Below are 11,816 nucleotides of genomic sequence, written 5' to 3'. Positions count from 1 at the left end.
GCGCTACTCCTCGACCCTGCGCAACCGTTCGGCGAAGCGCTTATTGCGCGGCTAGCTGGCATCAAGCAGGTTCGCGACCATCCCGGCGAGCGGGCTCGTGCCGCTGGCCACGGGGATGTCCATCCTGAGCACGCGCTGCACGTCGCGCAGCACGTCCGCTTCCTCTGCCGCGCAAAACGATATCGCTTCGCCCTCGCGCCCGGCGCGCGCGGTGCGGCCGATGCGGTGAACGTAGTTGTCCGGCGTGTCCGGCAGTTCATAGTTGATCACGTAGGAAACGCCCGGGATGTCGATACCGCGCGCGGCGACATCCGTGGCCACCAGGACCGTCACGCGGCCCTCGCGGAAGGCCGCGATCGCGCGGTCGCGCTGGCCCTGGCTCTTGTTGCCGTGGATCGACGCGGCGTTGAAGCCATCGGCCACAAGCCCTTTCATCAGCTTCTCTGCGCCGTGCTTGGTGCGCGCGAAGACCAGCGTCAGGGCGCCCGGGTCCTGCGACAGGATCTCGCGCAGCTTGCCCTGTTTCGCCGGCTTCTCGAGGAAATGGATCGACTGGGTGATCTTGTCGGCCGCCTTGCCCGGCGGGGCGACCTGCACGCGGCGCGGGTCCGTCAGGTAGGCGCGGCTGAGCTCTTCCATCTGCTTGGGCATGGTGGCAGAGAACAGCATCGTCTGGCGTGGCGTGCCCAGCTTGGGCGCGATACGGCGCAGGGCGTGGATGAAGCCCATGTCGAGCATCTGGTCGGCCTCGTCCAGAACGAGGTGCCGGACCTGGCCGAGATCCACGGCGCCGCGGTCCATCAGGTCGATCAGCCGCCCCGGCGTGGCAACGAGGATGTCGGTGCCCCGCGACAGCACGCCGATCTGGCGATTGATGGATTGGCCGCCGACGACGGTGGCCACGCGCACGCGAGTGTCTTGGGTCAGCGTGCGCAGGCTGTTGGCGATCTGGTTCACCAGCTCGCGGGTGGGGGCGAGGATCAGCGCCTTGGCGGTTTTGGGCGCGGGCTTGCCCGGCGCGGCCAGCAGGTGGTCGACGAGCGGCAGGCCGAAGGCCAGCGTCTTGCCGGTGCCGGTCTGGGCGAGGCCGAGGATGTCGTGCCCGTCCATCGCCGGCGGGATCGCCTGGTTCTGGATGGGGGTGGGATCGGTGAAACCGCTGCGCTTGAGCGCGGCGTTGAGCGCCGGCGCGAGGCCGAGCATTTCGAAGTCGAACATGTCATGTCCTTTCGGGCCGTGCGGTGCACGGCACATGAGGGGGCGACGGACCTCTGGACACACGGGCGCATCCCGCGCCGTCCGGTCGTCGCGTCAGGGCCCTCGCGTGATTGGGAACCGGGGATTTCGTACGCTGTGCGCCCTATCGGCGGGCGCGGCATGCTCACGCGGCTGCGCAGCGTTGGTGCTTACCTGCGCCATCCGCCGCCGCAAGTCAAGCGATCCTTTTCCCGCGCTTCATTCCGAGGGGGCCGGCGCGGCGCCGACGCGGGCACGGCGCGGCCCCACAAGGCAGGCCAGCCACAGGATCGCGCCGGAGACCGTCGCCGTCATGCCCGCCGCGCTGACCGCGTCGCGGCCCCCCAGCCACAATGGGCCGTAGCCTGCAAGCACGTAGCCCAGCACCGCCGACAGCGTGGCGAAGGCCACCGACCACGCCACCTGAACACCCAGCCGGTCGGTCATCAGGCGGGCAGCGGCGGGCGGGCAGATGAACATGGCGATCACGATGATGGAGCCGACCGCGTCGAAGGCGGCCACGGCTGCCACCGCCGCCACCACCACGAGTCCGAAACCGATGAGCCCCACCGGCAGGCCGAGCCCCCGGGCGAAGTCCTCGTCGAAGGTGGCGATCGCCAACGGGCGCCAGAACAGCCATGTCATCGCCGCCACCAGCGCCGTGACCACCGCGAGGCGTTTGAGTTCGTCCGGCAGGGCGGCGAGCGCCGCGGGGTCCACAAGGGAATGCCATCCCTCGGCCTTGAACCAGATCAGGCTTTCGAGGTTGCCCATCAGGGCGTGCTGCACGTCGATATGCACGCTGGAGGTGTCGGTCTGCTCCAGGATCAGGACGCCGACGGCGAAAAGGAAGGTGAAGGTCACCCCCATCGCCGCGCCCGGCTCGATCCGACCAAGCCGCTTGATCGCCTCGATCAAAATCACCGCGGCGATGGCCGCCGCAGCCGCGCCGAGCAGCATCGGAATGGCCGCGATCATGCCCGTGACGAGGAAGGCCAGGACGATGCCGGGCAGCACCACGTGGCTGATCGCGTCGCCGATGAGCGCCTGCTTGCGCAGCACGAGGAAATTGCCCGGCAGTGCGCAGGCTATGGCCGCAAGAGAGCCGATCAGGATCGGCGTCAGGCTGAACTGGACGAATTCGGGCGCCAGCATTTCATGTGCCCCCTGCCAGCGGCGACGGCCCGCCGATATGGCGGTCGAACTCTGCGATCTGGTCGGCGGTGAAAACCTCCTCGATCGGGGTCAGCCCGTCATAACGCCCGGTCAGGCCAGTGTCCTGATGAACCTCGCGCGCCACGTCCCAGCGGCGTTCGTCGCGGGCCACCTTGGCGGCGGTGGCGCGGCCTTTTTCGGTCGCCACGCCGTCCTGCCGGATCAGCCCCTCGCGCCCCAGCACGCGAAGAGTCAGCGGGTCATGGATCGTCTCGCCCCGCGCCAGCGCCAGCAGCCCCTGCCGCCGGTGCACGCGCCGCTGGAAACGCCGGTGGCGCAGCATGGCCGCCGCGACGCCGCGGACGGGCGCGCAGAATAGCGACACGAAGAAGAGGGCGGACGCCGCGAGCACGATGATCGGCCCTGTCGGCAGGGCCGGCGCCGAGGCCGAGACCGCCGCGCCGCCATACCCCGCCGCGGCGCCGGCAAGGCCGGCCATCCAGATCATGCGACCGCTACGCTCGGTCCAGAACCGCGCGGTGACGGGCGGTATGATGAGCATTGCAACGATCATGATGAGCCCGACCAGTTTCAGCCCGATCACGGTGACGGCCATCACCAGACCCATGATGGCGAGGTCGATCCGGCGCACGTCATAGCCCACGGCCGCGGCATAGCCGGGATCGAACGCGACCAGCGTCATCGGCCGGCGCAGCACCCAAGTCGCCAGCACTGCCAGCCCGCCGCCCGCGGCAATGACCACCGCGTCCTGATACAGCATGCCCGCCGTGGCGCCGAGCAGGAAATCCTCCAGCCCCGCCTGTCGGCCTGCGCTCATGGTCTGGATCACCGTGAGCAGCACGATGCCGAGGCCGAAAAAGGTGCCCAGCACGGCGCCGATGGCGGCGTCCTCGGACAGGCGGGTGCGCCGCGTCATCCATTCCACCATCAACAGACCAATCCACGCGGTCGCCGCCGAACCCGCGAGCAGCCCCGGCAGGTTGCGCCCGTCGCCGCCCAGCCAGACCATGACGATGAAGGCCAGCCCGACGCCGGGCAGGGTGGCGTGGGCCACCGCGTCCGAGACGAGCGCGCGCTTGCGCAGGAAGACAAAGGTGCCCGACGCGCCCGCGGCAAATCCCAGCAGGGCCGCGCCCACGGCCACCAGCGCGGCGTTGTACCCCGCGTCGAGCAGCAGCGCATCAAGCAGGATGTCCATCAGGCCCCCGCCGCGAGCTCTTCGACATGTCCGGTGGCCAGCCGCCCGCCATAGGTGGCCTGCAATGCCTCGGACGTAAAGGCCTGGTCGACGGGGCCCTCGGCCACGCGGCGCACGTTGATCAGGAAGACATGGTCGAAATAGCTGCGCACCGTGGCGAGGTCGTGGTGCACACAGACCACCGATTTCGCCTGCGCCCGCAGCGTCTTTAGCACGTCGATGATGGCCCGCTCGGTGGCGGCGTCGACACCGGCGAAGGGTTCGTCGAGGAGGTAGAGATCCGCCTCCTGCGCCAGCGCCCGGGCGAGGAACACGCGCTGCTGCTGCCCGCCCGAAAGCTGGCCGATCTGGCGGTCTGCGAAGCCGGCCATGCCCACCCTTTCAAGGCACTCGCCGGCCGTCATGCGGTGGCGGCCGGTGATGCGCCCCAGCAGACCCACCCGGCGATAGAGCCCCATCAGCACGACGTCCATCACCGTGGTGGGGAAATCCCAGTCGACGCTGGCGCGCTGTGGCACGTAGGCGATGCGGCTCCGGGCCCTTTCAACAGGCTGGCCGTAGACGCGCACATCGCCCGAGACGCGGGGGATCACGCCCAGCGCGGCCTTGAGCAGCGTGGACTTGCCCGCCCCGTTGGGCCCGATGATCGCGGTCATGGAGCGCGCGGGAAAGTCCGCATCGACCGAGAAAACCGCCGGCTTGTCGCCGTAGGAGACCGTCAGGCCGCGAATGGCCAGCGGCGTGGACGGGTCCGGCGGGGTGGCCGAGGTGGCCTGCCCGTTTTCCGCCGCGAGGCTGAGAGTGCTGTCCGTCATCGCGTGGGCGCCCTTTCAGTTGAGCATGCCGGCCATCCCGCCCCGGGGCGCATCGCCGCCCAGTGCGCGGGCGATCACCGTCGCATTGTGGTCGATCATGCCGACATATGTGCCTTCGTAGGTGCCGGGCACGCCCATGGCGTCGGAGTAGAGCTCGCCACCGATCGTCACTTGGTGGCCCTCTGCCGCCGCGCCTTCTATCAGCGCGCGGATGTTGCGGTCGGAGACGGAAGTTTCCACGAACACCGCGCCGATACCGCGTGTCACCAGCAGATCGACCAGTTCGGAGATGCGCCTCAGGCCCGCCTCGCTCTCGGTGGAGATGCCCTGGATGCCGATCACCTCGAACCCGTAGGCAGAGCCGAAATAGTTGAACGCGTCGTGCGACGTCAGCAGCACGCGATCCTCGGGCGGGACGGTGGAGAGGACGTCGGAGGTGTAGCGCGCGAGTTCCTGCAATTCCGCGAGATGCGCATCGGCGTTGGCTCGCAAGATGGCTGTGGCGTCCGGGCGCGCGGCGATGAGGGCATCGCGGACGTTGAGCACCACGCGCGACCACAGGTTGGGGTTCATCCACACATGGGGGTCGAGCTTGTCGTCGTAGTCGTCATGCGCGATCAGCAGATTGCGGGGCAGGTCCTCGGCCACGGCGACGACGGCGCGGTCCTCTGACAGTTGCAGCAGGAATTCCTCCAGCTGTGCCTCGAGGTAGAGCCCGTGCCAGAGCACGAGGTCGGCCTTGTTCATCGCAACGATGTCGGTGCGGATCTGGCGGTAGGAATGGGGGTCGACGCCGGGCCCCATGAGCGCCTCGACCTCGACCAATTCGCCGCCGACCTCGCGCGTGGCGTCAGCGATCATGCCGGTGGTGGCAACCACGCTGAGCTTGTCCTGCGCGGCTGCCATGCCAGCGGGCAGGATCATGACGAGCGCGGCAAGCATTGTCAGGACGGCGCGTTTTGCTGGCATCGTTTACAGGCTCCGTTGCAGGGCGTTCCTCAGGTCATATTGCGAGGCAGTCGCAAAAGTCAAGGATAATGCAAATCATTCGCAAAAAACGGGTGGCCCGCTGTGCGCGCCCCGACGGCTCAGGGCTCGTCGATTTCCAGAACGAAATCGCCGGGCTGGATGGTATTGGTGATCGCGCCGACGATATCTTCCCGGATATCGCCGCCCGACGGCTCGTACAGGCCGGTCTGGCGCAGCGCCTGCCGCACGTCGATGTCGCGCCCGAGATATTCCAGCGCCACGCGCGAGGCGCCCGGTTTGCGCCCGCGCCGCGTGGGGCCGCCGGTCTGGATGCCAAAGAGCCGGTCCAGCCGGTGCTGGTAGCTGGGATAAAGCGTCACCTGCGTGATCGAGTTCACCTCCAGCGTCTCGTATTCCATGATGTAGATGCGGTCCGCGAGAAAGAATACGGCACCCTCGTACTTGTTCAGGCTGCTGACATGGCCTGTCCGCGGGTCGCGCAGGATCTCGATGTTCTTCCAGTAGTAGCGGTCGTCGTCGCGGTGGATCGATGCCAGCGACCGGATGACCATCCCCTTGTTTCCGAAAGAAAAGAAATAGCGGAAATAGAAGCCGACGTATTTCTGCATCTGTTGGGAATTCCGCCATATCGTCTCGAGATGGTGCAGGGGGCGCTCAAGCTCCGTGCGTTCGACCGGGCGGCGGCGCAGCGCGATCATCTGCTCGAACTGGCCGTGCTCCATCAGGATCTCTGATTCGGTGACGCCGAAATAGTCGCATATACGGCGCATGTTGCGGCGCGATGGGCGCGACTGGCTGCTGAGATACTTGTTGAACTGCTGGCGGTTCACGCCGAGGCGTCGGCAGACCTCCGCGATGGAGCGTTGGTAGCTGCAAAGCAGGTTGAGATTGGCGCTGAAGTCACTGGACATGGAAACTATCGCACACTGACGCTATGCAGGTGTCAAGTAGCGAATGCGCGCGAAATTGGAATTGGGGCGTGTTTCGTCGAGTGTCGGGGCACCGCGGGCCTGTTCGCCCGCCGCGAAATCCAACGGGAAGAGCGAGTGCGATGAAGAACCATTACCCGCAGGAAACCGAATGCCTGTCTCATGTCGAGGTTCCCATGCCCGATGGCTGCCGTCTGGCCGCGCGGATCTGGCGGCCTGTGACAGCCGCGGACCAGCCGGTGCCGGCGATCCTTGAATACCTGCCCTACCGCAAGAACGACATGACAGTGGAGCGCGACGCCTCGATGCAGCCTTATCTCGCGGCGCGCGGCTATGCCGTGGTGCGGCTCGACCTGCGGGGCGCGGGGGATTCCGAGGGCCTGATGGTGGACGAGTACACCGAGCAGGAGCTGCAGGACGGCTACGATGCCATTGCCTGGATCGCCGCGCAGGACTGGTGCGATGGCAATGTCGGCATGATCGGGATTTCATGGGGCGGTTTCAACGGTCTGCAGGTTGCCGCCAAGCGCCCGCCCGCGCTCAAGGCCATCGTCACGCTGTGCTCCACCGATGACCGTTATGCCGACGATATCCACTACATGGGCGGCTGCATGCTGGGCGAGCAACTGGGCTGGGCCTCGATCATGTTCGGGCGCAACAGCCTGCCGCCCGATCCGGTGAACGTTGGCGACGCGTGGCGCGAGATGTGGCGCGAGCGGCTGCGCGGCAGCGGACTGTGGCTGAAGAACTGGCTGGAGCATCAGCGGCGCGACGCGTTCTGGAAGCACGGGTCGATCTGCGAGGACTGGTCGGCGTGCAAAAACAAAAAGGAAGGATGCGCAGCAACATCCGAGTTTGACGTTTAACCGCCCCACCAATACCATGCCTCCTAGTGGGAAGTTTATCGGTAGGCTAAGCCCCCGTTTTCATTGCTGGAAACTGGATTCAATATGGTACAAAAAGATAAGAATACAGAATGCACGGCTCACTTAATTGTTCCGATCTATTCAAGGCACTTGGCTTTTGACTTGTCTAAAACTGGGCGTAATACAAATAGGGAAGTTCAAGAACAATGCTTCAGCGCTGAATTGGTTGAATGCAAGGATGACTATCTCTTTGACGGTGGGATATATGCGCCAGCCAACGTTAGAGAAATATTCCCCAGAGTTCTTGTGTTACGACCGCATGATTTTCCGTTTGCAACTGAATCAATCATGCTGGAGGAACTAGCTGCAAACTATCTTGCAGCGGAATTTTCAAATTTTTGGATTGAAGCTTGGGGTCACGGGGTGGGACTCTTGGTTTGGAAATTTGGCTTCAAAGGATCAGTAGAGAATTTGATCAATGCTCGAGATTCAGTGCGCGAACTGAGAGACAAAATCCTTAGTGGACCAAAGATTGAACGATGCCAGAGGCTTCATAGAATCCTAGCAGAAGCAGAGCAATGGCTTGTGAGCGAGGGTTCTGAGGGAAATAATCCTTGGTTAAGTTTTCTGTCAAATGATATTGTCGCAGGATCGTCGTTTTCGTTAAGCATTGAAATATCTGGGGAAGTTTACGAAAACTTGGCCAGCGATGATAAGGAAGAAATAATAAGTCGCTCGACGGGTTTAAAAGATTGCCGTTTAGCCTCTTACGGCTCTGCAAATATATTGGCAGTAGCTGGCGGAAACAATGGGCAAATTGCGGCTGTTTCTAGCGTTGCTTCGCGTGATTTAGTTTTGTCTCATTGGAAGGTCCTTATCGTATTCTTTTCATCAGTAAAAGTCGCTTCTTCAGCAATTTCTAGATACGCGACAAATTTCTTTAAACAGAAGAGATCGCAAAAGGAGCTTGGAGTTGAAATCCGAAACCTTAGAAAATCAATTACTTTTTTTCAAATTTTGTCCAATGAAGGGACTGGAGAATCCATTGTAGATACGGAGCTTGAAAGAGCAATATATACCCCGGTTTGGATAGCTTGGGGGGGAGATGCGTTCTGTGAAAATTTGCGCAGAAATATAGATCGCGCTCGAACACTACTTTTAGATAGCTACGAAGACTTGCGCCACTATAACAACAGAGTCGTCGGAGCATTATTGTTTTTCATTGCAATAATTGGAACCTCACAGCTTTCGCCGTTGATATTTCGAATCCTTCTCGAAAATGGACTCGTCCAAAACTCCGACAAATTGTTTTTCGAAGTGGTTTACCTTGCTGTGATCCTATTGCTTGCGGCTGTTGTTTATTTTTGGCCTCGACGCGTTTGATACGACTCAGCTTCAACAGCGCGATTCCACGCATATCGACTTCGAGCTGGCCGAGGGGCTGGAATGGTCCGACGGGTACGGTCCGGTCACGGCGTCGGACGTGAAATATTCCTACGAGCGGATGAAGAATACCGACTGGGCCGGCTATTTCGAGGCGCTGGACCATGTCGAGGTCACCGGTGACAGGTCGGGCACAATCGTGCTGAACCAGCCCTTTGCACCGTTCATCATGGTCACGCTCTGCCACGGGCCGGGGGCGATCCTGAGCGAAAAGGCGATGAAGGACGTGGGCGAGAAGTTCACCACCAAGTTCCCGGCGACTTGCGGGCCCTACACCTATTCCGCGACGCCGGGGCAGCGCGTGGTGTTCGATCTCGACCCCAACTGGAGCGGCCCCGCACCAGGTTTCGAGCGGGTGGAGGCCAACATCATAACCGAGGTCAAGGCGGCCGAGCTGGCATTCGAGGCCGGCGAGATCGACTGCACCGAGGTGGGCGCCGACACGCTGGCGCGGTATACCGAGGACATGCCCGAGGGCGCTGGCATCACCGTCGCCGGCGAGCTGCAGTACATGTGGCTGGGCATGAACACCGACAACCCGAAACTGCAGGACAAGACCGTGCGGCGCGCGATCCAGCACGCGGTTGACGTGGACTCGATCCTGCAGGGGGCGTATTCGGGCACCACGGCCAAGTCGAACGGCATCATCTGCCCCGGCCTGATCGGCAACCGCGACAATACCAAGTACTACGAGTACAACCCGCAGAAGGCGCGCGACCTGCTGGCAGAGGCCGGCGTGTCGGGACTGAACCTGACCCTGCGGACGCTGAACGTGCAGGAGCGGATGCTGGCCGCGCAGATCATCCAGGCCAACCTGGGCGCCATCGGTATCACGGTGAAGGTTCTGCCACTGGATTCCGGCCCGTTCTGGGAAATGGGGCAGGAATCCAAGGGTGACACGTGGCAGGACCTGGAGCTTTGGCTGATGCGCTACGGCACCACGCCCGACCCCTACGAGGCGACACAGTGGTTCGTTTCCGACCAGGTCGGCGTGTGGAACTGGGAACGTTGGACCGACCCGGAATACGACCGGCTCTACGCGGAAGGGATCAAGGAAACCGACCCGCAGAAGCGCCATGACATCTATGTGCGGATGCAGGAGATCATGGAAGAAACGGGCGCTTATGTCTGGATCAACCATGAACCCGAGGCGTTCGTGCATACCACCGACGTCAACGTCAACGCCGCCCCGTCGGGCGAGTTGAACTATCGCCGCTTTTCCAAGGCGTGACGGAGTGATGGCCCCGCGCCGGTGACGGCGCGGGGCCTGATTCCTGCAAGCGGAGCGCGCAATGCTGTTCTACCTTGTCAAGCGGCTTGGTCTGTCCGCGGCCGTGATCGGGCTCGTGGTGCTCGTCCTGTTCTCGCTTCTGCACCTGATTCCCGGCGACCCGGCGACCATCGCGCTGGGGCCGCGCGCGACGCCGGAGGCCATCGAGCGTTACGCCGAGAAGATGCATCTGGACGAGCCGGTCTGGATGCAGTTCCTGATCTATGTCGGTAACGCTGTGACCGGCGATCTTGGCGTTGACGTCTTTTCCGACCGCCCTGTGACCGCCATCATCGGCGAGCGCATCGGCTTTACCTTGTCGCTTGTCTGCGCGGGGATGGGCTGGGCGGTGGCTCTGGGGTTGCCGCTGGGCTGCTTCGCCGCGGTGCGGCCCAACAGCTGGCTGGACCGGGTCACTGGCGTGCTGTCGGTGGGCACCATCGCGGTGCCGTCCTTCCTCGTCTCGATCTGGGCGCTGCTGATATTCGCGGTGTCCCTGCGCTGGCTACCGGCGATCGGGGCGGGCGAGCCGGGGCAACTGGGCGACCAGATCTCGCACCTGATCCTGCCGGCCTTTGCGATCGGGCTGAGCTGGGTGGGCTACCTTGCCCGGATGGTGCGGGCCTCGATGCTGGAAGTGATGGGCGAACCCTATATCCGCTCGGCCCGGGCCTTCGGGCTGCGCCCGCGCAAGATCGTCTACGGCTACGCGCTGCGCGTGGCGATCCTGCCGACGATCACGCTGATCGGCATGGGGTTCGGGGGGCTGATCTCATCCACCGTCTTTGCCGAGATCATCTTTGCCCGTCCCGGCATCGGCAAGCTGATCTTCGATTCCGTGATGGCGCGGAACTTTCCCGTCGTGCAGGGCGGCGTGCTGGTGGCCACGGGCCTCTATATCGTCGTCGTGCTCATTTCCGACCTTCTCATAGCCTGGTTTGATCCCCGTGTCCGTGAATCGCTCTGAACAAGAAACGGGTGCGCCCGAAATCGACTCCACCGGCCTGTCCGACCACGTATGGGCCGAGGAGATGCGCGAGTCCGCCGCGCGCGAGCGGCGCGAGAAGCTGCGCATGTTCCTGACCAATTGGCAGGGGCTTACCGGGTTGATCCTGGTCATCCTGTTCTTTGCCAGCGCGATCTTCGCGCCGGTGTTTGCCACCCATGAACCCAATGCGATGGACATCCCCGCGCGGCTGGCCGCGCCCTCGCTTGAGCATTTCGCCGGCACCGACCAGCTGGGCCGCGACACCTATTCGCGCATCCTCTACGGTGGGCGCGTGGCGCTCAAGGTGGCGGCCATCGGGGTGTCGGTGTCGCTGGTGATCGGGCTGATCCTGGGCATGATCGCGGGCTACGGGCCGCGCTGGCTGGACAACGCGCTGCTGCTGGCCTTCGACACGGTACGGGCCTTTCCGACCATCGTGCTGGCGCTGGCGACGGTGGCGCTGACCGGGCCCAGCATCGGCATCGTGCTGACCATCGTCATCATCACCTCGATCCCGCAATACGCCCGCGTCGCGCGGACCTCGACCATGACCCTGAAGAACACCGATTTCATCCTTGCCGAAAGGTCGCTGGGGGCGAGCACGCCGCGCATCCTGCTGCATCATGTCATGCCCAACGTGATCGGGCCGCTGATGATCCTTGCCGCGATGGAGGTGCCGGTCGTGGTCACGATCGAGGCGGGGCTGAGCTTTCTGGGCCTGGGCGTGCTGCCGCCCACGGCAAGCTGGGGCACGATCCTGAACGAGGGGTACCTCGTCATCCGCGACACGCCGTGGATGGTTATCGCCGGGGGCATCCCCCTGATCCTGACGACGCTGGGTTTCACCTTCCTGGGCGAGGCCCTGCGCGACATCTTCGACCCTCGCATGGGCAAAGGACGCTGAC

11 protein-coding genes are annotated in these 11,816 nt (G+C 63.7%); 5 read left to right on the top strand and 6 right to left on the bottom strand.

Annotated elements, in window-relative coordinates:
• Positions 1-51: 51 nt before the first annotated feature.
• From ACH13J_RS14755 to ACH13J_RS14730, 6 genes are all read right to left on the bottom strand, one after another.
• Positions 52-1,218: a DEAD/DEAH box helicase gene (locus ACH13J_RS14755; protein ID WP_397544113.1), complete on the bottom strand. Its 1,167-nt coding sequence runs from the start codon at positions 1,216-1,218 to the stop codon at positions 52-54.
• 237 nt (positions 1,219-1,455) lie between these two features.
• Entirely contained in the window at positions 1,456-2,391 is a 936-nt protein-coding gene (locus ACH13J_RS14750) for a metal ABC transporter permease (RefSeq protein ID WP_397544112.1), read from the bottom strand.
• A gap of 1 nt (position 2,392) precedes the next feature.
• Positions 2,393-3,610, bottom strand: a complete 1,218-nt coding sequence (locus tag ACH13J_RS14745; protein ID WP_397544111.1) for a metal ABC transporter permease — start codon at positions 3,608-3,610, stop codon at positions 2,393-2,395.
• A complete protein-coding gene (locus tag ACH13J_RS14740; protein ID WP_397544110.1) occupies positions 3,610-4,425 on the bottom strand; it encodes an ATP-binding cassette domain-containing protein in 816 nt (271 codons plus the stop codon). The genes ACH13J_RS14745 and ACH13J_RS14740 overlap by 1 nt, the downstream gene beginning before the upstream one ends.
• Positions 4,426-4,440: 15 nt before the next feature.
• Positions 4,441-5,394, bottom strand: a complete 954-nt coding sequence (locus tag ACH13J_RS14735; RefSeq protein WP_397544109.1) for a metal ABC transporter solute-binding protein, Zn/Mn family — start codon at positions 5,392-5,394, stop codon at positions 4,441-4,443.
• A gap of 119 nt (positions 5,395-5,513) precedes the next feature.
• Positions 5,514-6,326 carry a helix-turn-helix domain-containing protein gene (locus ACH13J_RS14730; protein ID WP_397544108.1) on the bottom strand — a complete coding sequence of 271 codons (813 nt, stop codon included), beginning with the start codon at positions 6,324-6,326 and terminating at the stop codon, positions 5,514-5,516.
• 140 nt (positions 6,327-6,466) lie between these two features.
• Between ACH13J_RS14730 and ACH13J_RS14725 the strand changes: the two genes are divergently transcribed.
• The 5 genes from ACH13J_RS14725 (at position 6,467) to ACH13J_RS14705 (ending at position 11,815) form a co-directional block, all read left to right on the top strand.
• Entirely contained in the window at positions 6,467-7,210 is a 744-nt protein-coding gene (locus ACH13J_RS14725) for a CocE/NonD family hydrolase (RefSeq protein ID WP_397544107.1), read from the top strand.
• An 84-nt stretch (positions 7,211-7,294) separates the two neighbouring features.
• Entirely contained in the window at positions 7,295-8,593 is a 1,299-nt protein-coding gene (locus tag ACH13J_RS14720) for a hypothetical protein (protein WP_397544106.1), read from the top strand.
• Entirely contained in the window at positions 8,565-9,884 is a 1,320-nt protein-coding gene (locus ACH13J_RS14715; protein WP_397544105.1) for an ABC transporter substrate-binding protein, read from the top strand. The genes ACH13J_RS14720 and ACH13J_RS14715 overlap by 29 nt, the downstream gene beginning before the upstream one ends.
• A 61-nt stretch (positions 9,885-9,945) precedes the next feature.
• Positions 9,946-10,890 (top strand): ABC transporter permease subunit, encoded by a 945-nt coding sequence (locus tag ACH13J_RS14710; RefSeq protein ID WP_397544104.1) that lies wholly within the window; start codon positions 9,946-9,948, stop codon positions 10,888-10,890.
• Positions 10,877-11,815, top strand: coding sequence for an ABC transporter permease subunit (locus ACH13J_RS14705; RefSeq protein WP_397544103.1), 939 nt, complete (start codon positions 10,877-10,879; stop codon positions 11,813-11,815). Before ACH13J_RS14710 ends, ACH13J_RS14705 begins: the two co-directional genes overlap by 14 nt.
• The last annotated feature ends 1 nt before the right edge of the window (position 11,816 follow it).

Source organism: Roseovarius salis, assembly GCF_044472985.1.
GTDB lineage: Bacteria > Pseudomonadota > Alphaproteobacteria > Rhodobacterales > Rhodobacteraceae > Roseovarius > Roseovarius salis.
This window is presented reverse-complemented; position numbering and strand designations above follow the sequence as displayed.